The organism is Paenibacillus sp. SEL1 (genome assembly GCF_054602535.1).
Map to the genome: position 1 here is coordinate 5,314,796 of NZ_CM137723.1, position 23,804 is coordinate 5,338,599.

At 44.6% G+C, this 23,804-nt stretch carries 18 protein-coding genes and 1 pseudogene; 9 read left to right on the forward strand and 10 right to left on the reverse strand.

Features of this window, described 5'->3' with window-relative positions; all coding sequences use genetic code 11:
- Positions 1-282: 282 nt before the first annotated feature.
- From ACYCSE_RS24315 to leuC, 3 genes are all read right to left on the reverse strand, one after another.
- Complete coding sequence (locus ACYCSE_RS24315; protein WP_452567025.1) at positions 283-1,857, reverse strand: N-acetylmuramoyl-L-alanine amidase; 1,575 nt, start codon at positions 1,855-1,857, stop codon at positions 283-285.
- Between the two features lie 232 nt (positions 1,858-2,089).
- Positions 2,090-2,692: a 3-isopropylmalate dehydratase small subunit gene (gene leuD, locus ACYCSE_RS24320; RefSeq protein ID WP_250261147.1), complete on the reverse strand. Its 603-nt coding sequence runs from the start codon at positions 2,690-2,692 to the stop codon at positions 2,090-2,092.
- A gap of 20 nt (positions 2,693-2,712) precedes the next feature.
- Positions 2,713-4,137, reverse strand: coding sequence for a 3-isopropylmalate dehydratase large subunit (gene leuC / locus ACYCSE_RS24325; RefSeq protein WP_069289784.1), 1,425 nt, complete (start codon positions 4,135-4,137; stop codon positions 2,713-2,715).
- Between the two features lie 713 nt (positions 4,138-4,850).
- Here leuC and ACYCSE_RS24330 point away from each other — a divergent pair.
- Complete coding sequence (locus ACYCSE_RS24330; protein ID WP_459700364.1) at positions 4,851-6,329, forward strand: FAD-binding protein; 1,479 nt, start codon at positions 4,851-4,853, stop codon at positions 6,327-6,329.
- A 299-nt stretch (positions 6,330-6,628) separates the two neighbouring features.
- Here ACYCSE_RS24330 and ACYCSE_RS24335 read toward each other — a convergent pair whose 3' ends face one another.
- The 5 genes and pseudogenes from ACYCSE_RS24335 to ACYCSE_RS24355 form a co-directional block, all read right to left on the reverse strand.
- The gene (locus ACYCSE_RS24335) at positions 6,629-6,736 is read right to left on the reverse strand and encodes a sporulation protein YjcZ (protein WP_196233322.1); all 108 of its coding nucleotides are present in this window, start codon (positions 6,734-6,736) and stop codon (positions 6,629-6,631) included.
- A 133-nt stretch (positions 6,737-6,869) separates the two neighbouring features.
- Positions 6,870-7,973, reverse strand: coding sequence for a fibronectin type III domain-containing protein (locus ACYCSE_RS24340; protein WP_459700366.1), 1,104 nt, complete (start codon positions 7,971-7,973; stop codon positions 6,870-6,872).
- Between the two features lie 180 nt (positions 7,974-8,153).
- Positions 8,154-8,469 (reverse strand): annotated as a pseudogene (locus tag ACYCSE_RS24345) (NucA/NucB deoxyribonuclease domain-containing protein); the annotation flags it as partial.
- Between the two features lie 323 nt (positions 8,470-8,792).
- A complete protein-coding gene (locus ACYCSE_RS24350) occupies positions 8,793-9,116 on the reverse strand; it encodes a DUF2500 domain-containing protein (RefSeq protein ID WP_459700368.1) in 324 nt (107 codons plus the stop codon).
- 734 nt (positions 9,117-9,850) lie between these two features.
- Positions 9,851-11,269, reverse strand: coding sequence for a transcriptional regulator (locus tag ACYCSE_RS24355; RefSeq protein ID WP_459700370.1), 1,419 nt, complete (start codon positions 11,267-11,269; stop codon positions 9,851-9,853).
- A gap of 492 nt (positions 11,270-11,761) precedes the next feature.
- On the opposite strand from ACYCSE_RS24355, the gene ACYCSE_RS24360 reads away from it, so the two are divergent.
- The 8 genes from ACYCSE_RS24360 to hydF all read left to right on the forward strand — a co-directional run bounded on the left by ACYCSE_RS24360 (position 11,762) and on the right by hydF (position 21,042).
- Positions 11,762-12,187 carry a MaoC/PaaZ C-terminal domain-containing protein gene (locus ACYCSE_RS24360; RefSeq protein ID WP_459700372.1) on the forward strand — a complete coding sequence of 142 codons (426 nt, stop codon included), beginning with the start codon at positions 11,762-11,764 and terminating at the stop codon, positions 12,185-12,187.
- A gap of 555 nt (positions 12,188-12,742) precedes the next feature.
- Complete coding sequence (locus ACYCSE_RS24365) at positions 12,743-13,225, forward strand: DUF2294 domain-containing protein (RefSeq protein WP_231109510.1); 483 nt, start codon at positions 12,743-12,745, stop codon at positions 13,223-13,225.
- A 127-nt stretch (positions 13,226-13,352) separates the two neighbouring features.
- Complete coding sequence (gene fdhF / locus ACYCSE_RS24370; protein ID WP_459700374.1) at positions 13,353-15,515, forward strand: formate dehydrogenase subunit alpha; 2,163 nt, start codon at positions 13,353-13,355, stop codon at positions 15,513-15,515.
- Positions 15,512-16,162 (forward strand): 4Fe-4S dicluster domain-containing protein, encoded by a 651-nt coding sequence (locus ACYCSE_RS24375; RefSeq protein ID WP_302058541.1) that lies wholly within the window; start codon positions 15,512-15,514, stop codon positions 16,160-16,162. The genes fdhF and ACYCSE_RS24375 overlap by 4 nt, the downstream gene beginning before the upstream one ends.
- Positions 16,163-16,195: 33 nt before the next feature.
- Positions 16,196-17,701: a [FeFe] hydrogenase, group A gene (locus ACYCSE_RS24380; RefSeq protein ID WP_459700377.1), complete on the forward strand. Its 1,506-nt coding sequence runs from the start codon at positions 16,196-16,198 to the stop codon at positions 17,699-17,701.
- A 65-nt stretch (positions 17,702-17,766) separates the two neighbouring features.
- Entirely contained in the window at positions 17,767-18,357 is a 591-nt protein-coding gene (locus tag ACYCSE_RS24385; RefSeq protein WP_459700379.1) for a 4Fe-4S dicluster domain-containing protein, read from the forward strand.
- A gap of 56 nt (positions 18,358-18,413) precedes the next feature.
- Entirely contained in the window at positions 18,414-19,802 is a 1,389-nt protein-coding gene (locus ACYCSE_RS24390; RefSeq protein ID WP_459700381.1) for an aspartate ammonia-lyase, read from the forward strand.
- Positions 19,789-21,042 (forward strand): [FeFe] hydrogenase H-cluster maturation GTPase HydF, encoded by a 1,254-nt coding sequence (hydF, locus tag ACYCSE_RS24395; RefSeq protein WP_250268689.1) that lies wholly within the window; start codon positions 19,789-19,791, stop codon positions 21,040-21,042. The genes ACYCSE_RS24390 and hydF overlap by 14 nt, the downstream gene beginning before the upstream one ends.
- Before the next feature lie 147 nt (positions 21,043-21,189).
- Here hydF and hydG read toward each other — a convergent pair whose 3' ends face one another.
- A complete protein-coding gene (hydG, locus tag ACYCSE_RS24400; RefSeq protein WP_013310651.1) occupies positions 21,190-22,602 on the reverse strand; it encodes a [FeFe] hydrogenase H-cluster radical SAM maturase HydG in 1,413 nt (470 codons plus the stop codon).
- Between the two features lie 49 nt (positions 22,603-22,651).
- The gene (hydE, locus tag ACYCSE_RS24405) at positions 22,652-23,671 is read right to left on the reverse strand and encodes a [FeFe] hydrogenase H-cluster radical SAM maturase HydE (protein ID WP_061831776.1); all 1,020 of its coding nucleotides are present in this window, start codon (positions 23,669-23,671) and stop codon (positions 22,652-22,654) included.
- Positions 23,672-23,804: the final 133 nt, after the last annotated feature.

Consider the following 23,804-nt stretch of genomic DNA (forward strand, 5'->3'; position numbering starts at 1 on the left):
CATTCATAATTTTTTTGCCACATGCTCCGGTGCGGCGACCTGATATACGCGCTTATGTAATATCAGACAACCTTTTAGACGTTATCTCACACCAAAAGTTGCGAATATATTCCATCATAACAGAAATATACGTGCCAAAGAACTATTTTTGTCGAATTTTGACTAAAAATATAGATCATTCGTTTTCCGTCAAAAGTCACAGCTAAAAAAACTAAAAAAGCTACTTTTCACCCCCATGAATTTTCATTAAAAGGTGGAAAGTAGCTTTTATTGCTAACATCCTTAGTTAAGTGATTCAGTTGCTCCTGTGCCCGTTCCAAGATACTCCTTCAACCCATCGACAATACCTTCGGCAATCTTCTCCTGTGTTTCTTCTGAAAACATGGCTGCTTCATTGGACAGATTACTAAGGTAGCCACATTCCAGCAATACAGCAGGCATTTGTGATTTTCTCGTCACTGCATGGTTTGCCACCCTGATGCCATTATCCTTAAATCCGGTAGCCGCTACAAGATATTTATGCATCGTCTTTGCCAGTGCCAAACTGTCCTGACGTGCATAATAGGTTTCAGAGCCATTGGTTTTTCCTTTATCTGAAGCTTGCATACTATTACCATGAATAGATACAAACACGCTTGCCTGCTGACTATTAGCGAGTTGTGGTCGTTCATCCAACGTGGGATACGTATCTCCATTGCGAGTCAATACGATTTGAATGTCAGGATCATTTTGCAGAAGCTGCTCGACTTTTAACGCTACCGCCAATGTAAATTCCTTTTCATGTCGCCCAGTCACACTACCTGCTCCAGGGTCTTTGCCACCATGTCCGGGATCAATGACGACGATTCGCCGTCCTTCGACATTCGTTGGTGTTACCGCTACTGGATTCACACTATGCTCACGCAATTGAAGGGTGATATCGCCTAGGCCATTGGTTGATAGATCGTAATCACGTGCTTGATTTAAAGCAATGACAATGCGTACGCCCCCATTTGGTCCATCTGTCGGAGCAAATCTAATTTCCTGCACATCCTCACTGTTACTATTCGTCAGCGCCCGCGTACCATCGCTACGAATCGGGAATGGCTGAAGAAAATCAGTCGTCATTGAAGCTTCTGGTAAATCTACAACAATACGATCATACCCCGTCATTTTGGATACTTTAGGGGTAACATCTTTGTTCAAAGAAATCTTTAACGTTTCACCCTCAAAAGTAATATTTTGTACAAGCAACGCATTCGCTGCGGTCTGTTCTGTATTCTGCTGCTTGGATGGTGAAGATGTAGCTTCAGTATGCTTGTCTGCTTCAACTGGGGTTATTGTCGTCGCTGTTGCTGAAGACGTTTTATTGGTGCTAGTTGTACTCTGTGTTGACGTTTGCGACGATGGTTGGGATTGAGACTGTTTATTCGCTTGTTGAATTGCAGCCTTTTGACTGAGATTTACGGATTTACTTTTATTATTCCAATCTACTTTCAGCCCCATTTGCTCCCCAACAAAACGCAATGGAACCATGGTCGAATTGCCCCGAAGTACAGGAGGCGCATCCAGACTTACTGTTTTTCCATTCACATCAGCCGATGTACGGCCTACATACATAGACATATCGGTACTGTTTTTTTGGATTGAGATTTTATAGGCTTGTGGTTCCCACTTGAACTGATACCCCAGCTGCTCCCCAACCACCCGGAGCGGTACCATGATTTTTCCATTGACCATTTCAGGTTTGGCATCCGCAGGCGCTTCCACTCTTTTGCCATCCAAAAACAAATCTGCTCCAGCCGCATTCACATGAGGGGAGGACGGCCATAACCAAATCAAGATAGCCGCTAGTATCACCCAACCATATTTCTTCATCCTCATTCCCCTAACTTATATATGTATTTTTTGGTATTTCTCACAGACACAGTCCTTCAACCAATTTACATTTACAATACCATGCTGAGTCGAACCGTCAACCCCTTATTTTCCAATTTATTGTTTGAGCATAATAAAAGCCCGCAGGCAAAAGAATTGCCAGTACGGGCTTTCTGTCTAACAAATGAGCAAGCTATATGGCTTCGTATTGATACTGAACTGGGAAATATGATTATACGCCTTGTTTCGCAGCGCGTCTTTGTTCATACGCCAGAATTTCAGATTCATGCTGGAGTGTCAGGCCAATATCGTCCAAGCCTTGTAGCAAGAATTGACGGCGATGTTCATCCAGATCGAATTCAATTTTCAGACCATAGTCGTCAGTGATTGTTTTTTCATTCAGGTCTACGTTCAATTGGTAGTTATCATGCTGCGCCGTACGCTGAAACAATTCCTCTACTTGCTCTTCAGATAGCTTGATCGGCAATATACCGTTTTTGAAACAGTTATTATAGAAGATATCCGCATAAGACGGCGCAATTACGCAACGAAAACCATAGTCCATAATCGCCCAGGGCGCATGCTCACGTGAGGAGCCGCAGCCAAAGTTAGCGCGAGAGATCAGCACAGACGCTCCTGCATAACGAGGCTTGTTGGGTTCAAATTCAGGATTGATATTGCCCGCTTCATCAAACCGCCACTCGTAGAACAGAAACTGTCCAAAGCCCGTACGTTCAATTCGTTTCAGAAACTGCTTAGGAATGATAGCATCTGTGTCCACGTTCACCCGATCCACAGGGGCTACAATTCCTTTTAATGTTGTGAAAGCTTCCATCGTAATTCCTCCTCTGTATCCTAGCGGACTACTTCTTCCTGCTTGAATTTCCAATCCCGTACATCAACAAAATGTCCATGAATCGCCGCAGCGGCTGCCATTGCTGGAGATACCAGATGAGTCCGTCCTCCGCGTCCCTGACGACCTTCAAAGTTACGATTAGAAGTCGAAGCACAACGCTGTCCCGGTTGCAGTACGTCTGGATTCATCGCAAGACACATACTGCATCCCGCTTCACGCCACTCAAATCCTGCTTCTTTAAAAATGACGTCCAGTCCTTCTTCTTCAGCCTGAATTTTCACACGACCCGAACCTGGTACGACGATGGCCGTTACTTTGTCAGAAACCTTGTAACCTTTGGCAACCTCAGCGGCTGCACGCAAATCTTCAATTCGCCCGTTGGTGCAGGAGCCGATAAACACATAATCAATCGCAATATCCGTGATCGGAGTACCTGGCTTCAAATCCATATATTCAAGCGCTTTTTCAGCCGCTTTACGTTCGTTTTCGGTTGGCAGTTCTGCCGGAATCGGTACGGTTGAGGAAATATCTGTACCCATGCCCGGGCTAGTGCCCCAGGTTACTTGCGGAATCAAAGCATCTACGTCAAACTCCAGCACGACATCAAACTCAGCACCTTCATCTGTGACAAGCTCTTTCCACTCAGCAACCGCTTGCTCAAAAGCAGCTCCTTGTGCTACATGTTGACGTCCACGCAAGTAGTTGAAGGTGGTTTCGTCCGGTGCAATCATTCCTGCTCTGGCTCCGCCTTCAATGGACATGTTACACACGGTCATGCGCTCTTCCATGCTCAATTCGCGGATAGATTCACCTGTGTACTCAATAACATAACCTGTAGCGAAATCTGTACCGTATTTGGCGATGACACCCAAAATCATGTCTTTTGCTGTCACACCAGGTTTGCGGCGGCCTACAAAGCGAACTTCCATCGTTTTGGCTTTGGCTTGCTGGAGACATTGTGTTGCCATTACGTGCTCTACCTCACTGGTTCCGATACCAAAAGCGAGCGCTCCGAACGCCCCATGTGTGGAGGTATGGCTATCACCACAAACAATCGTTTTGCCCGGATGAGTCAGACCAAGTTCAGGTCCCATAACGTGAACGACACCTTGATCAACCGTATCCAGATCATACAGTGTGACACCGAAATCACGGCAATTTTGAGTTAATGTATCGATCTGCTGCTTGGAAATCGGGTCCGTAATATTGTAACGGTCCTTAGTCGGTACGTTATGGTCCATCGTTGCAAACGTAAGCTCTGGACGACGCACCTGACGGCCGCTAAGACGTAATCCTTCAAACGCCTGTGGCGATGTTACCTCATGTACGAGGTGAAGATCAATGTACAAAATACTCGGCTTACCCGCTTCCTGATAGATGACATGGTTATCCCAAATTTTCTCGAACATGGTCTTTTTACTCATCATTATTCACCCCTGTGTTTTTCGAACCTAGTGGAGAGAAGCTAACGGCTCTCTCTTGAATGTCAACAATATACCACGGGATGTTTGATTGGTCTAAGATATGATATCTATAGAAGTGATAGGTTAAGACTATAAGGCTGGAGAAGGTGAATATAGGCGGTTCATTGCACTGTTTCTCTATCAGCTCTTAATTAGTAAAAACATTCGACTAAAATTCGAAGGTTAAAAAAGGGTTATACAAACGGATGAATACGATGAACTCTGTGGCCCTTTCTAAGGTACGCCAGTTATTACATTAAGAATTTGTGTGAATATTCATACTGTGAAAGCTGAATCAGTTATATATTTTCAGATATTGTTGACAAAATAAGGAATAAACTTGTACAATCAGGAAAATATTTTGTTTAGATTCCATTCCTCGTCGGTAACAAGGATATTGTAAATCGTAATAAGAATCATCTTAGCGATTGCTATAATGGTTCTTTTTTTCCTCTACTTTTGCAAAATTGTTTGTATTTGATTTTGTTAGCTCTTAATAACTATATAAAGTATAAAACGAAATATAGTTATATAATTTGATATAAATCACAGGTAATTAACAAGAGAGCAAGAATTTTATAAATATCATCCTGATGCGTTTTGTTGCAAAAAAATAGAAAACCGACTACGAGATTCAGCCGAAGATAACATTCACATCCTAAAAAGGAGTTGGAATGATGAAACAAAATGGAATATCCGTTGAACACTACACTCCAATTTTGATTGTCGGTACGGGGATCTCAGGGCTTACTGCTGCTTATTATTTGTCAAAAAACAATATCAAGTACACGATTGTAACAAAAAAGAGTGCACCCAAACAAAGCAACTCCTTTCTTTCAGCAGCAAATACACGTGTTCCCTCAGAGAATGAAATTAATCATATTATTAATCTTACTATTGATAAATGTGGAGCAGATCGATCCGTAATTGAATCGCTATATAGGAATTCCAACATAATTATAAATTTCTTCGAAGAATTGGGTATTTCTTATGAGAAAACATCCTTTGGTATCATGCCTGAATGTATGATTAAATCACATGGGGGAAAGAAATTAATCAATTGTTTATTACAACATATTGAACAACCGATGTGTAATAAAATTTTGATACATTTGGAAAAGTACGATCACGGAATTATCGCAATATTTTATGACACACAATCAGATCAATTTATCAGAATATATACTAATTATTTGGTATTAGCTACGGGGGGATATGCAGGACAATTCTGCTTCAATGATAATTCGCCCGGTTCAACTGGTGAAACGCTAATCTTAGCTAAGAAAATAGGTGCGAGATTAAAGGGAATGTCTACAGTAATGTGTCATCCTTGGTCTATATATAACGGAAGACAAATTTTATTGGGCGGGGTTGTATCTTTGAGTCAAGGGAAAATAATAGATGAGGAAGGAGTTCAATTATTAGAAGATGAATATATTTGTGATGCAATTGCTCGGGATGATTACCACGAAATGATTGATGAGATTTTAAAATTCCAACTAGAATGCATCAAACAAAAAAAGGATATGTACTTAGATATGAGCCACGCTGATGAAAATGTATTAAATGAAAAATTCAAAACATATGGATTTAGTCCTAAAGTAGTTAAAAATAAAAGAATTAAAATTACACCAACGATGCACTATTCTTCAGGAGGAATCGAAATCAATGCTACTGCTGAGGCTATAAACTTGAATCGTGTTTTTGCTACTGGAGAAGCTCAATTTAACGGTGATCTTGGTATAGGAAGAATTCCTGGGCAAGCATTCGCATCAGGGATCGTTTTTGGTAAATTAATTGTTGACAAAATAGCCAATGAAGGTGTTTTCAATACTCAATATCAAACTTCATTTAAAGATCCACCTGAAACGATGCAGCTGTATTCGAAAGAAAATAATGACTTTCCGATTGAAGAGTTTCAGAAAAAGTTGTCAATTCTAATGATGGATTTGATCGCTTCCAATTCATCCGTTGTTTCTCTATCTTTCCATAAAAAAAAAATACAAGAAAGTCAAAATATATTATTAAGTAGAGCAAGAGGATCAGGAAAACGATACGAAGATATTTTAACATTATTTTTCGGATATTTTGTTGCACTGGAAATTATAGAAGATCTTGAAGCAAAGTCAGGCTTGTTGATTAACCAAAAATAGGATAAAAAGAGTCGCCTTTTCAGCTAATGGTAAGCACAAACCAACCATTCCAAAAAGAGGCGACCCTCATGAATCAGTCTACTTTATTTCAGCTGCTCCGACGTGGATCAGGCTTCGTTAAGGGGTATTACCCTACCTTCTCCGGAAAAGCCGCTGAGGTTCCTTTTGTGTGTCTAAAACGTTGTTTCACCAACTTCTTTAAGGTCGGGAATGGGCCAAACGGCGACCCTTATAGGTTCCTCAAAAACTAATGGGGCTATGCTTTACAAATTAAATCCCTCGGTGGAGCTTAAGAATCTTTATAAATGAATTAATTTCAAGATGATTACCAGCAAAATGAATAGTGCCAAGACAGCAGCTATCGATGTCCAGACTCTTCCGGTGATTCCCTCGTAGTCTCTTTTCATTTCCCCCACACGTAACGCCTCCTTTATTTTAGGGTACTCCTACTCCATAGGCTATGCGAGGTCTTGGTTTAAGGAAGGGCTTCTTAACAAAAAAAGCTCAGTCGACCCATTAAGGTCAGCTGAGCTTTTTGATTTATTTAGAGTATTCACTTACTTCAAACGTAAGTATCTTATCAAAGATTACGTAATCCTTGCGACTGCTGAATGGACCTTTGTTGTTATCGTGTTTATCGATTTTATAAAATGATTGACCACGACCGGCATCTTTTGCATCATACCACGCCATGAAGTTGTTAACTTCTTTCATACTTAAATCAAATTCTTTCTCCAAGCCAGTTGTCATAGTTATTACAAGAATTCCACGATCACCTGTGGGTTGTGCTGGCTCAGATGGTTCAGGATTAGGTTGAGATGGATTGTCTGTATCGGGATCTGTTTGCTCTTCTCCTTGTGGAGTAGCTGATACCTCTTTAGAAAATTCACTTTCACCATTATCACTTACTGCTGTAACTACGTAATAGTATGTTGTTCCATTGACCACAGATGTATCAGAATACGATGAAGTTTTGACGTTGGAAGCAATTGTATTATATGGTCCTGCAGAAGTAGTGCTGCGTTTTATAGTATACTCTGTTTTATCGGGACTTGCTGTCCAGTTCAAATCTACCTTAGCGTCTGCTGCCTTTGCCAATAGATTGGAAGGAGCACTGATTTTAGGATTTACTAAATATCCAGTGTCGTTGATATCTAAAGCATCAAATTCGAACAGATTATAGCCACTTGAGTTGGTTGCACTTACTACTACGGAATGTAATTTATTTTCTAAGTTCCTTTTTTCAAATAAAAGGGTAGTCACCTGCGCTTGACCATTAGCTGAGTAACTATAATCCACACCATCAATATTTACTTGAATAGAGGTTTGTCTATCTCCTCCTCTATAACTAATTAATCTTAGATCCGTACCCCAAAATTGAAATTTAACAGAATGTAGAGATGGGTTAAGTGTAAACTTTTCACTCCCCCCAGAATAACTCCCTACAGTTGGCGTTTGCCACCCATTACCTTCAAAAGTAAATCCAGGTGCAAGCTCTTCATATCGTTGCCATCCACTTTCTGGAGCAGGTAACGCTTGTCCAACTGATGTTGCAGCATACGTCTTTAAATTCAAAAACGTGGTTAGTAAGAAAAATGATATCCCGAACAACACAAACACTTTCTTAATAAATTTTTTTCTCATTAACATTTCCCCCTATAATTTATCTATTAACAGTTATTAAGGTAATATATTCCTCGAATCATGTCTAAACATAAACTTGCTAATCTATAAATATGTTCTATATTTTTGCATATTTATTTTTTATTGGGTATTAAAAAGAAAGGACTCATGCCAGCTTCTATACTGGTTGAGTCCTTATTTTTATTTCACGATAAATCTTACATTGTTCCATCAGCATATTTATCTAATTGATGGCTTACCCATGATCCTGCTCCCCGGTTATCGCTAGGGGTTATGTATCTGATATCAGCACCTGCCCCGCCTTCAGCACACATTCCCATAGGCCATTCGTCACGGTCATATCCTTTTTAGTTGGATATCCTTTGAGCGATTCTTTGCGATTTTCCTCAGCCCCATCTCTGTCAATCGTACATACAGCTGAATGGCCGGCTGCTATTGCATCTTTGATATGTGCTCCCGTTTCTGGATAACGTGAACTTGGAAACTCCAATGATATGGGTTGTGCCTGTTTTTGCAATAGGGGAAAATGGAAGCTTTACAAGCTATCTTGTTAGACATAAAAAGAACTCCGATCTGGGTTAACCAGCGGAGTTCTTTTTCACATCTACTCTAAATTCAAACCTGATTACAGAAGAAATAATATCCGTTAATCTTAAACACCTCCGGTGTAATCTTCTCAACTGCACCCCCATATTCCACAATATCTATCAACTCCTCGCCCAACGGCTAAACAACTATACTTTTACCTGGCTTAACGCAGCTGTAAACAGTTTTATATCCGCCTTTAACACTTTATATGTATAGTTCATACTAATCACCTCATGTTGTAATACGTTCCACCTTTTCTGAAGTACCTTGGGTTATTACTTTAACCTCATCTCCAACGATTAAAATGCCATATTCATTTTCCTGTACTCTGACTTCTTTCCGATCTGATCCTTCAAATTGGCATGTTATAAAATATTTTTTTGTTGAAGAATTCTCCACCCAGTCTACTCTTTTATCAATTACTTTTGCGATTCGTTCAATTTTGGGTTGTTTTAAATTTTTCGCATGTTCTCGGTTTGAAGATATTATGAGAGGCACAGTAAAAACTAATATTAAACCGACCATGGTAAGAAAGATTTGAAAAGCTTCGAGCATATTTTATTCACTCCTCAAAATTATATTCTATTTTATTCCATAACATAAAAATACCCCACCATCTTAGCCAGTAGGGTGCCCCAGCGTTTCAGAATATGTTGTTATCAGTACGCAAGTAGAACCTTAATGCTTATTAATTGCCAACAACTCTCTCGACCTTTGAAAATGTACCTTGCTGAAGTACAATAACTCTATCGCCAACAATAGTTACTCCGTATTCAGATTCAGCTACTTCAAATTCTCTCCTTTCTCCATCTTCAAATTCACAGGTAAAATAGTGGTATCTAATCGAACTATCTTCCTTTTGGTACATTCGCTTATCAAGTACCTTAGCCACACGAGTGATATATAAAAATATAAACTGCATTACTAAATATAATATCGGAAATTGAACTGTTTAATTTGATATCCCTTCAACTGTAAACAGAAAAACACCCCACCATCTTAGCCAGTAGGGTGTCACCGATGCTTTCGGATCGCACAACGGTGCTTCCGATGTGTTGTAATAAGGATAAATAAGTTGGGCGATTCTGTAAATAATTATATGTATAGTTTATGCTTATCACATCAAGATAGTCATTCGGTGAATTCTGTGGTAATTCCTACACTGAAAAAAGCTCTGCTAACCTTATGGTCGGCAGAGCTTTCTTTTGCTTTAGAATCCCCCAATTTGTACAAGGGTCTGAATAAGCTGCTCATGATTGTGAGCGGGTACAGTTATAAAAAACAAAAAGCTACTCGCAACAATTAACAATGCCATTTTTTTCAACATTACTTAACCACACCTTTTCAATTAGATTGGAGAACTCTGTTTTGATTTCAGGAGTCGCATGGACTTGAAAACGCATAAACAGACCAATACAATTTATAAAGTTTGTTTCATTAGTTATTATATGTGACTTTGCCATTGCATACATCAAGTATTTAAAGCCATCACTGTATTTCACCCGATGTAAATAATAATGAGCCATTTCGTAAGCAAACCATGCGAAATAGTCTGGTATTACTTGTTGGGTATATATATCAGATGATGTTGGGAGTTGAGCAAATGAATTAATATTCGTTTCAAAACGTGAAAGGACATCATCAACATCTATTTCATATCGGTTAGCCGCTATCATAACGTTCAACAGCTTTGAGAGTTTCTCATTTTCATTAGCGGTTGATGTTGTCGCTATATATTCAACATAGTCTGGCAGCACGCTAACATCTCCAGACAGGAGTTTATTGACGTACGTGTTACCTTCTGCCCACTGACTGAACAAGTTTACCCAGTGTTGAGTATCTTCATCAGTCTCTTTGACCCAATCTAAATTCGCATAGGCGTATGTATATAGTAGGGCTTGTTGATAATCGCCTTGGGCTTCACAAACACTAGCACACAACAAATCGGCGTAAGCAATGTATCCAAATAACGGATTTCTGGTTTCCTTTTCATGCTCCCTGTTCTTTCGATTCTTCTGCTGATGCTTTATGGAATATTGTACTTCAGCTTTCCCTCTCATTTGCCTTGCCATTTCCTCAACCTTGTCCCACTTACGCAAAGACCTGTACACATTAGCCAAATCCTTCAATGCGTCAAGTTGGTCCATTTCATCCAGACGTTCAATGTAAGGCTCGAACAACGTAGCTGCCTTGAGATTGCGGCTTTGATCGTCCCCAACCTGAATCGTGAACATTCGATACTGACAGATCGCCAATCGTTCAGAATGTTGGTACTTCTCCGTTTCAGCTACACCCTCATAGAACAGCAACGCAGCATCATGTCGTCCCTGTGCTAATAGCACTTCTGCCATATCAAATAGTTTAGGCGAATAGAGTAAGTTGTCCATAATGGTTCCTACCACTCGACGGATCGCATCCAGCTTGTCCAATTCCGCACAACGATACAAAAATGGCTCTATTCGTCTCATATTCGGGGGGGTGTCGATGATGTAGTTTTCTATAAATAGGTCGTAAAAGTAGCCTTCTGGTAAACCCATAGCCTCGGTAATGCGATCTATCTGGTTAACAGACATAGATTTATTGCCTGACACTATGCTACTTACTATCCCCCTATTCATGCCCGCTATATGCCCAAACTCCATCATGCTCAAACCTTCTTGTTTTAGATATTGTTCCAATTCTGCTCTAATCGTGGGTGTAACTTTCATAGATAAACCACCCTTCATACAGAAGTACCAATATTTATATATTATTGCATTCTATTGTTGTCCATAATTTAACAGTTGTCAATAATTTTTATTTATTTGCATCGAATGTCGAAGTATATAAAATAAGCAGTTCCAAAGAGTCACTCTGCATTGAAGTCAAATAACCTTGCCACTGTTACCAGTGAGACTTATGGTAATGGAAATATAATCCTTCAAAAAACAGACACTTACATTGATCTGACTGTACAAAAGTACGGAGGATTACTTACTGAGTGGGACTACAAAAATCCGCTGAATTATCAGAGGCTTTTCATACTTGTATCTTAAATTAATTTGCTGCTATAACGCTACGAGTTTTAAAGGGAAATATTGTTCGGTGAATATAAAGTTGTAGACGGACAATACGTCATTAAGCTAACGGGCAGTTTAACTTGATTGGTGATATTATGCTACTCTATAAATAAGCAAATAATTTAATCAAGAGGTGTAATAATGCGGTTTCATGAATTTTATATCGGACAAGTATTTAAAACCAAGTCTTTAAAATTAACTAAAAAGGATATTACCAGATTTGCAAGGGAGTTTGACCCGCAATATATGCATTTAGATGAAGAGAAAGCATTACAAGGCAGATTTAATGGAATTATCGCTTCAGGAATTCAAACATTAGCTGTTTCTTTTAAGCTTTGGGTTGAAACAGGCAGTTACGGTGATGAGGTTATTGCTGGAACTGCTATGAATAATATTAAATTTATTAAACCAGTATATCCAGGCGACGAATTGTACACCATTGTTGAAGTGATTGGAGTAAAAGAGATGAGGAATGGAACAGGACTCGTTACTGTGTTGCTGTCGACTTTCATCAAGAAAGAGGAGCAAGTTTTTGAAGGCGATTTATCCGTTCTGGTTAAACAGTAAAGTTTCATAAAAATCAATTATTACAGGTTTGAAGAGGTCCATGCATTTTAGCACGGACCTCTTCTCTTTATTCTAACGTGGCTTGACTTGCGGCTTCATGTTCAGCCACACGTTGCAGTAATTCCTACTAAGCCTTCATTTGGCGACCTTGACGTTGCCCTTCTACAAACTGAATATCGCATAGATTCTACATCTTGTACTTTACCACCATCTTGGATAACATATCTATGCCTTCTGGAGTTATGTAATAATAATAAATTGATATTGCAAATCATATAAATGAATAATTTACTATAAATCTCTGAGATTCGCACTGAGCTATTTCAGTAAAGAGGGCTTTGAGAATGCCATTTACTAATCTCAGCCCATAGTATGTCATTCCACTGCTTTTGTATTGGAACTGTACAAACAACACGACGGAATGAGAAGCATCATACAAACCATAGAGGTATAGCTACTTCAAGAGTGGTCTAATCTATGTAAATTTTTGGTTCAGTGTAATGAATTTCACATCTTTCCGGGTCAACCTGTTCTACCATAGAAGGGTGATACGCCGTGCTGGGCAGACCACTTGGGTCGGGACGGTTACGTTTTGTTCTAAAACCAGCTGCACAGGCTGTCTGGCATGCGCGGCAAGTACGCCTTTATTTTGATTCGAAGCGGAGTGTCCAGATGTTGAATACCGAATTGGAATACCGTGAGCGCATCAGGAAGTTGGCCGTATGTATTGTCAAGCACTACCGTGGAAAAGGACCGGACAACGTCAAGGTTTCACTGGATTCGCCGCTCCGGATTACGGTAGAAATTCGAGGTACATTGTCTAATTTGTCCGAAATTCTCGTTCATGAAGGGGCCGAGGACAAGGTCAGGGAATATTGGAACGTCCTTCGTCCCTATTTGGAAAAGGAGTTTATGAACGAAGCCGAAAAAACACTCGGCAGTCCCTTCACTTATACTTGGGAGGTCTGCCCCTCCGTCCATGGAGACGGACACATTATCATTTCTCTAGAACTACAACACATACACCGGTTGGATTAGCGGGAAGGAGCTTGTCTCCTCGCTCGCGGATAAGCCAGTACAGGATGCAGCGTAAAGCGGCATTTTTGTATTGGCTTTTTTTATGTTACGAGTTTCATCTATTTCATATAAAAGAGGTGCTGCACTTATGGCAGACAAGGTATTAACCGTATGTCCCTACTGCGGGAGCGGTTGTCAGCTTCATTTGCTGGTGGAAAAAGGACAGGTAATTGGCGCAGAGCCGGCTGGTGGTCGTACGAATGAAGGAACGTTGTGTCTGAAAGGACACTATGGATGGGATTTTTTGAATGACCCACAAATTCTGACTGCACGCTTGCGCAAGCCCATGATTCGCAAAAATGGAGTTATGGAGGAAGTGGAGTGGAAGGAAGCCATTCAATATACTGCCGAACGGCTGTCAGCAATTAAGGAAAAATACGGACCCGACTCCATTATGGGAACGGGCTCCGCACGCGGCCCGGGAAATGAAGCCAATTATGTCATGCAAAAGTTCATGCGGGCGGTCATTGGCACGAACAATATTGACCATTGCGCTCGTGTATGCCACGGCCCTTCTGTGGCAGGTTTGACTTACTCGCTCGGAGATGGAGCTATGTCCAACTCTATTCCTGAAATTGAACACTCTGATCTCCTTTTCGTGTTTGGATATAATGCACCCGAAACACATCCGATCGTCGCAAGACGCATTGTAGCTGCCAAGCAAAGAGGCGCCAAAATTATTGTATGCGATCCACGTATGACCGAAACAGCTCGTATTTCGAATATGTGGCTACCCCTAAAGGGCGGTTCAAACATGGCTTTGGTGAACGCTTTTGGTCATGTACTTGTGCATGAAGGACTGTACGACAAACGATATGTGGAAGCAAACACAGAAGGCTTTGCCGAATACGTAGACAGCATTAAAAAATATACTCCCGAATATGCGGAAGGCATTACGGGGGTCAAGGCGGCCGATATCCGCGCGGCTATGAGGGAGTATGCAAAGGCCCCTACCGCTACAATTTTGTACGGAATGGGCGTATGTCAATTTTCACAGGCCGTTGATGTAGTAAAGGGGCTCGCTTCCCTTGCACTGCTGACGGGAAATCTGGGCAAGCCGAATGTCGGTATCGGACCAGTACGGGGACAAAACAATGTACAGGGGTCCTGTGATATGGGCGCTTTGCCGAATTTGTACCCTGGCTATCAGGATGTAACAGACAACACAGCTCGCAAAAAGTTTGAAAAAGCATGGGGTGTTGAGCTGCCGCGTAAAAAAGGCTATCCACTTACAGAGGTACCTCACCTCATCCTGAAGGAGAACAAGCTGAAAGCTTATTACATTTTCGGAGAGGACCCTGTACAAAGTGATCCGAACGCCGCCGAGTTGCGTGAAGCCCTAGACCAATTGGAATTTGTCGTGGTTCAGGATATTTTCATGAACAAAACAGCGCTGCACGCCGATGTCATCCTTCCTTCTACTGCCTGGGGCGAGCATGACGGTGTATATTCTTCGGCAGATCGGGGGTTTCAGCGCATCCGTAAGGCCGTTGAGCCACAGGGTGATGTTAAGCCAGACTGGGCCATTATTAGCGAGGTTGCTACCGCCATGGGCTACCCTATGTCCTATGCAAACACAGAGGAAATTTGGGATGAAATGCGCAGCCTCAGCCCGTTATTCTCCGGTGCCAGCTACCAAAAAATGGAGCAGCAAGGCGGCGTTCAATGGCCTTGTCCTACCGAGGATCATCCAGGTACACCATATTTGTATAAAGGAAATCAATTTTCGACGCCTAGTGGCAAGGGCAGATTATTCGCCTGCGAATGGCGTCCACCACAAGAACAACCGGATGCAAAATACCCGCTTGTCTTGTCCACAGTCCGTGAGGTAGGCCACTACTCCGTTCGTACCATGACTGGCAATTGTCGTGCGCTACGCCAGCTGTCTGATGAGCCTGGCTTTATTCAGATTAGCCCAGAAGACGGAGCAGATCTGAATATTCTGGATGGCGAAATTGTTGCCATATCCTCCCGTCGGGGACGCATCATGGCACGGGCACAAATCAGTGACCGTGTGCAACAAGGTGCGACTTACATGACCTATCACTGGTGGGTTGGAGCATGCAACGAGCTGACCGCTGATTTTCTCGATCCGGTATCCAAAACCCCGGAATTAAAATACTGTGCCATCCGTCTGGAACGGATCGCCGACCAAGCGCAGGCCGAACGTGATGTACATGAATCGTACCAACGGATTCGCAGACAGATGAACGTCCAGGAAGCTGTTTTGGCTGATAAGGTGACGAGATGAGCGGCACAGGAAATATGATGCACCGTCCGACAGATAACCGGTCAGCTTCGACGAGTAGAATGGGAGCAGCCAGTAGAACAAGCGCTGTTGCTTCTTCTTTTGTAGTCGCAGACGCCGGGCAGTGCATCGGCTGCAAAGCCTGTGAACTGGCGTGCTTCGCCGTTCACAGTCAGGCTAACGGTATAGGAGCTTCGGTCGGAACCGTCAGCGTACCTGTTGTACCCAAGGTGTATGTTGTACGTACAGGGGAGATGTATGTGCCGGTGCAATGCCGGCATTGCGAAAATGCCCCCTGCGCACATGCCTGTCCCGTACAGGCCATTCGTCAGGAGGACGGCGTCGTTATGATAGATGAGGAACGATGTATCGGCTGTACCTCCTGTGTTTTGGCCTGCCCCTTCGGGGCAATTGAGGTGTCTCCGGTCTACCGGGCAGGACACGTTGTAACGCAGTCCGGTCTGACTCACCGTGCAAATCGAGTCGCCCTTCCCCGCACCGCGGCAAGCAAATGCGATCTGTGCGCGGAAACAGAGAACGGACAGCCTGCATGTGTAGAGGCCTGCCCGAATCATGTCCTACGGCTGGCCAAAGGTATATCCGACTCACCTCCAGAGCCTCGGCGGGAAGTCTTTTTCCCACGCCTATAAGGTCAAAAATCAGCCGCAGAAAGGTAGAAAAACATGTCAACCACAATAGACAAGATCTCTTCACCTCCTTGTATGAAGACGACTGATTGCACAGACCCTGTCATTCATATTGACCCTACGCTCTGCACGGGATGCAGACGTTGTGCTGGGGTTTGTCCAGTAGATGCCATAGAGGGACTGCCCGGAGAACCGCAAACCGTTAATGCAGACCGATGTGTTATTTGCGGTCAATGTGTACAAATATGCAGCGTATACGCATCTGACTGGGCAGGTTCATCTCCACAGGAAGGCGCCGCTAGACGGCTGGAACGTATCCAAGAACGCGATATGCCTGCCGACATCAGAGAGCCGCTATTCGCTGCCTATTATAGCTACAACTTGAATAAGGTAGCCGATATGATGAACAAACCTGGACAGTTTCGGATCGTCCAATGTGCTCCTGCCATTCGTGTTTCACTCGCGGAGGAATTCGGAATGCCGTTCGGCACCTTGACGCCTGGGAAAATGGCTGCTGCTTTGCGCCGCCTTGGCTTCGACCGGGTATACGACACCAACTTTGGAGCTGACGTGACCATCATGGAGGAAGGCACTGAATTGATTCGTCGCGTGACCGAAGGCGGTCCCTTACCCATGTTCACATCCTGCTGTCCAGCATGGGTCCGATTTGCAGAAATAGAATATCCCGATCTGCTAGACCATCTATCCAGCTGCAAATCTCCGATGCAAATGTTAGGAGCGCTAATCAAATCTTATGGCGCACAACTAGACGAGGTGGAACCTGCGAATATATACAGCGTTGCCATCATGCCATGTACCTGTAAACAATTTGAGTGCGATCGTCCCGAAATGGAATCTGATGGTTACCGTGATGTGGATGAGGTACTGACCACGCGTGAACTTGCATACTGGATCAAGCAGCGCGGAATTGATTTTGCGAACCTGCCTGATGAAGAATTCGATTCACCGTTAGGACAATATTCAGGTGCAGGCTCCATTTTTGGAGTCACCGGAGGAGTCATGGAAGCTGCCATCCGTACAGGTTACGAGCTGCTGACAAATGAAAAACTGCCGAAGCTCCAACTCGATTTTGTTCGTGGTGAGGAAGGCATTCGAGTAGCTGAGGTTCAGGTAGGCAAGCTGCAGCTCAAGGTAGCGGTCGTCGCCGGGCTACAACATGCCTATCAGCTATTGGATCGTGTCCAAGCGGGCGAATGTGATTATCATTTTATTGAGGTGATGGGCTGCCCTGCTGGATGTATCAGCGGAGGGGGGCAACCCAAGCTCATGTTAGAAAAGCAACGAATTGAAGCTTATCGGGCACGTAAATCCTCCATCTATGGACATGATGCTGCACACCAGGTACGAAAATCGCATGAGAACCCTCACATCATCAAACTTTATGATGAATTTCTAGGTGAGCCGCTGGGTCATGTATCGCATCATCTGCTGCACACGACCTTCCAACAACGGGGGCCCGGCAAGCAAAGCCGCAGTAGCACTATTTCCACCAAAGGGGATACGGGTTACTCCATTCATTAATACGTTAAGTTATTTTTATGCTGTATACATTATATTTGTCGTTAGTTTGAGAGGAGTCGAATTGTATGAACCGTTTTGTTTTAGCTGATCCCGATCAATGTATTGGCTGTCGTACCTGTGAAATCGCATGTGTCATCGCACATTCAGCGGAGAACCCTTTTATCTCGCCGGATGATGAGTTTCATTTTCACCCTCGTCTGAAGGTTATCAAATCATTTGGAGTCACTGCACCCGTTCAGTGTCGTCACTGTGAGGATGCCCCATGCGCCAACGCTTGTCCGAACGGCTCCATTACGAATGCAGATGGCTGCATTCTCATTAATAGTGAAAGCTGCATTGGCTGTAAAACCTGCATGATCGCCTGCCCTTACGGCGCGATTACCATGGTACCCGAGTATCGAAACGGGCAGCCTGTAGTGCAGGACGGATTGTATACCAATATGTCAGGTCGTTTGCAACCCAAAGAACGCATGATTGCCAGCAAATGTGATTTGTGCGAAGGTGTGGACGGTGGCCCGGCCTGCATTGGTAAATGTCCAACACAAGCCCTCAAGCTGGTCGAACCAGATCTGGTTCACGCCCGTGTTGAGGAAAAACGTGTTGCAAGTGCACGTCAGCTACTGCATATGACACGCATTCCGGCAACGGGTCTATGACCGAAGGTTTCCCTCTGCCTACAAATACGCGAACCGAGCGGGATGCGCTAGGAGAGATGGAAATTCCCGCAGATGCCTTTTACGGTATTCACACTGCACGCGCGATGAACAATTTTGCGGTCAGTGGCAGGCCCGTGAACCAAAACTTGATCCACGCTCTTGTGTTGGTAAAAAAAGTAGCCGCTCAAGTAAATGGTGAGCAGAAACGAATTCCTGCCCAACGGGCCTCTGCCATTGTAAATGCCTGCGACGAAATACTCGCCGGGAGGCATCAACATATGTTTACCGTGGATGCCATGCAAGGCGGCGCAGGCACCAGTACCCATATGAATGTAAATGAGGTCATTGCTAATTTGGCCATCGTACAGCTGGGAGGCAGACCAGGGCAGTATGAGATTTTACATCCGCTGGATGATGTGAACTGCTGCCAGTCTACGAATGATGTCTATCCGACAGCGCTACGAATTGCAGCGATACGGCTGCTTCGGCCTTTATGTGACACGATGTCTTCGTTACAGGATACTTTACAGCACAAAGAAACAGAATATGCCGACTTGCTCAAGCTAGGCCGCACTCAGCTAATGGATGCCCTGCCCATGATGGCCGGGCAGGGCTTTGGTGCCTACGCAAAGGCTATAGCGCGCGACCGCTGGCGTCTCTATAAAGCTGAAGAGCGGCTGCGGGAAATCCCTATTGGGGGCACGGCGATTGGCACAGGTATGAACGCGCCCCGCGCATACAGCTATCGGATGGTCGAAAAGCTGGCGGATGAGACTGGCTTTGGACTGAGTCGCAGTGACCACCCGATGGACCCGATTCAAAATATGGATGTCTTTGTGGAGGTGTCCGGTCTGCTCAAATCAGCCGCCGTGAATCTGTACAAAATATCTGGCGATTTTCGCCTACTGGCCTCTGGTCCTTTCGGTGGTATTGGCGAATACACGCTGCCTCCAGTTCAGGCGGGATCCTCTATTATGCCTGGCAAGGTCAATCCGGTAATAGCTGAAATGGCAGGACTCACAGCCATGCGTGTGATAGCCGAAGATGCGGCTATCACTATGGCCGCTGCCTCCGGTCAGTTGGAGCTAAACGCATTCCTGCCGCTGATTGCCGAATCGCTGCTGGAATCGCTACATATTCTGATCAACGCGGTTCGACTATTCGAGGAGCGATGTGTGCGCGGCCTGATCGTGCGTGAGGAACGCTGTACTACAAATCTGCGTAACTCAGCCGTGATGGCTTCTGCGCTGGTCGTGGAGCTTGGCTATGATGAAGCTGCCTCTATTGCATCTGAAGCCATTGTGCAAGGTCGCGCACCAGAGGATATTGCAGAAGATCGCGGCCTACTGACCCGTTCGCGGATTGACCAATTATGCCATCCCTATACAGTAACCAAGCCCGGAATTCCGGGACAGGAAGAAGGAACTCACCATGGGAATGAATGATACCCCTCGTAGCAATCGACCACATATCGTCCTGCTCGGTCGCCGCAACGCAGGCAAATCCAGCATTCTGAACACCCTGACTGGTCAGCCCGTCGCTGTGGTATCTCCTGTAGGAGGAACGACCACGGACCCCGTTTTCAAACCAATGGAGCTGCTCCCAGCGGGTCCCATTGTTCTGGTGGATACCGCCGGACTGGACGATGAGGGTGAGATCGGAGAGCTGCGCCGCAACAAAACGCTCGAAATACTTAATAGTACAGACTTAGCCCTGCTCGTTATCGACGCCACCGTTGGTGTCGGACCATTCGAGCATGAGCTACTCGAAAAGCTCCGCACCAAAAAGATTCCTGTTATTGGGGTATTGAATAAAATAGATACCCTTACTGAATCAGATAAAACGGCTACAAAGCTGGCAACTGAACTGGATCTCACCCTGATTCCTTTCAGTGCATCTTTGCTTTGGGGAGACACGGAACTGAAAAAGGCTATTACTAATACGCTCCCTCAAAACGAGGATCGTTTCCGTATCGTCGGTGACCTGTTGTCACCCGGCGATGTTGTTGTGCTGGTCGTTCCCATCGACAAAGCTGCACCAAAAGGCCGATTGATCCTGCCACAGCAGCAAACAATCCGCGATACACTAGAGAGTGATGCCATCGCTGTAGTGACCAAAGAACATGAACTACGATTGACGCTAGAGAGATTGGGACGCAAGCCTCGCTTGGTCATTACCGATTCACAGGTTTTTATGAAAGTAGCGGCCGACACTCCTAAGGATGTGCCTCTTACCTCTTTTTCCATCCTGTTTGCCCGTCATAAAGGCGATCTGGACGAACTGGTACGAGGTGCAAGAGCCATTGATCGCCTCAAGGATGGAGACCGTGTACTCATTGCCGAAGCCTGCACTCACCAATGCCAATCTGACGATATTGGTCGAGTGAAAATTCCCCGCTGGCTCCGCCAAACGATAGGCAAACGTCTCATCATCGAGCATGCATCCGGCTCCAGCTTCCCTGATGATCTGAGCGAATACGCACTGGTTATTCATTGCGGTGCATGCATGCTCAATCGGCGTACGATGCTTCATCGAATGTCGGAAACAAAAGCTGCCGGGGTGCCGATTGTGAACTATGGTATTTTCATCGCTTATGTACAGGGGGTCTTTCCCCGTGCTATTGAATGCTTCCCATCTGCTATGCTGGCATGGGAGCAAGCTGTAGAAGCCGGCAGTTATTCCTAAAAGACCTCATCTCATCATTAATATTTTTTTCCAGACACACAAAAGCAGTCGCGCTGATTCCAACGCGACTGCTTTTCATTTTCAAGTTCTATTATAAATCATGAGAATTTTCATAGAGTGAAATGATACTACGAATAATATAAATTGCTAAAAATACAAATCACGCTCGCCTGCTTCCAGTCGTTCCAGTCTGTCAAGCGTCAAACGGCGCGTCGATTCACGTGGTATACGCTCCAGATTCTCTCGCAGAGCGGCAGCTCCCAGTTCACGCGCCTCCTCATCCCCATAATCCAGCAGATATTCTTGGAAGGTCAGCAGCGAATTCGGCTGGCACACATTATGAATTTGTCCTGATTTGGCAAGCTCCATGAAACGATCTCCTGTTCGCCCCTCACGGTAGCAAGCTGTGCAATAGCTCGGCATATATCCGCCACGGCACAAACTTTTAATAATTTCCGATGGTGAGCGATGATCCCCCACCTCAAATTGAGGCTTATCATCAGTTTCCTGTTTTGCATATGCCCCTACACCTGTAGCTGAACCTGCACTAATCTGCGACACGCCTAGACCAATGACGCGGTCTCTATATTCCGGCTCCTCGCGAGTGGACAGGATCATACCAGCATAAGGGACAGCCAGTCGAAGAACGGATACAATTTTCATAAAATCCTCATCGTTGACCAGGTACGGATATCGCTCCAGATCTACATTTTCAGCCGGACGCAATCGTGGAACTGAAACCGTATGAGGACCGCAGCCAAAGGCTTCTTCCAAGTGCTCAGCATGTTTCAGCATCGCGACAGTCTCATAGCGGAAATCATACAAGCCGTACAACACACCAATCCCCACATCATCTATACCCGCACGCATGGCTCTGTCCATTGCGGTGGTGTGCCAATCAAAGTCCCGCTTCGGTCCCTGTAGGTGGAATTTACGATAGCTTTCCCGATGATACGTTTCCTGAAATAAAATATACGTACCAATGCCTACCTCTGCCAGCTTCCGATAGTCCTCCTCGGTTGTGGATGCAATATTCACATTGATCCGCCGTATGCTGCCGTTATCTACCTTGACCTCATAGATCTGACGCAGACAATCGACGATATAGTCAATGGGACAATGGACTGGGTCTTCCCCCGCTTCCAGCACGAGCCGCTTGTGTCCCAGTTCTTGAAGCACTCTAACCTCCTCCACCAATTCCTCCGGTGTCAGACGGCTACGAGTAAAGCTGTCATTGGTATGTTTATAACCACAATATTCACAGTTATTCACGCAGTGGTTGCTTACATATAAAGGGGCGAACAGCACAATCCGGTTGCCATAAATTTGTTCTTTGACTGCCCTCGAAGATTTGAACATCTCTTCCAATAATTCAGGATCATCCACATGCAAAAGAGCCGCCGCTTCACTCGCACTCAGTCCCCGGCAGGCTCTCCCCTTTTCTAAAATTTCTAAAATACGGTGTCGATCTGTTGCCTCTTGTTTCCCCTGCTCCACTGCCGCCATAATCTCTGCTTCATTAATAAAATCCGCCGACACTTTCTCTCGTACTCCACTCACGTATACCCATCTCCTTATTTATGGTTACTGCAATGTTTCCGTTATGGCCTCACAAAGTTTCCTGTCTCATAAGCTGTCGTTGCACCCTCAAACTATCGCCGCGCCCCATATCGACTTCAAATCCCGCTCCGCGAATCCGCAGTTCCAGGCAATGTCGACATTGGGCAGACTCATCGCCCAAACATATTTTATTCTCATAAATCGCATACTTAGGTCTCACCGCCAGTGGCGACAAATTGGGCATCACCACATTCGCTCCCGCCTGAAGCGCCTTCTCCCTGCCTTGGGGATGAATCGTTCCCATTGCCGTAGACGCCGGAATAAGTGCATCTGGAACGACCAATCGGGATAACGAAATAATATCGAGTGCCTTTTCCATGCTCCCCTGACTGGCATCCCGAAGCGGCGTGTTGCTATGCGGTAAAAAGGGACCAATCCCGATCATATCTGGTGACAGGCTGTGTAGATAAACCAAATCGTCTGCTAATTCACTATTCGTTTGTCCTGGTAACCCCACCATACATCCGGCCCCGATCTGAAAACCGATTCGTTGCAAAGCCAGCAGACGGCTGCGCCTGCTTTCCATCGTCATCGTCGGATGCAGCTTGGCGTACAAATGGGGAGAAGCTGTCTCATGCCGCAGCAAAAAACGGTCCGCGCCAGCCTCGTATAATTGCTCATAAGTTTCATCATCCCGTTCACCGATGGACAGTGTAACCGCCACATCCGCAAAACGGCTTTTAATTTCCCGAATCAATTTCGTCAGCCGGGCTGCTGTAAACCAGTAATCTTCCCCACTTTGCAGCACAAAGGTCCGATAACCGAGTTCATACCCCTCCGCACAACAGGCCAGAATTTCTTCTGGCTTCAAACGGTAACGATCTGCCTGTTTATTCGAAGCGCGCAGCCCACAGTACATGCAGTCCTGACGACATATACTGGAGAATTCAATTAATCCCCGTAAAAAAACACCTTTGCCATAGCGCTCCAATTTAGTGCGAGCTGCCAGGTGTCTCAGTTGAGCCCGCAGCGTCGGCTCATCATCCAGACGTGTCAGCAGCTCCATCATTTCCGTATGCGTCCATTCCTTGCCGTCAGCTAGACGCAGTAATAATTCGTCCGTGACTCATCCCTTCTTCCCTCGTCCATCCGGACTTCACATCATCAGCGGCTTGTACCGTACATGTATTATTCTAGCAATA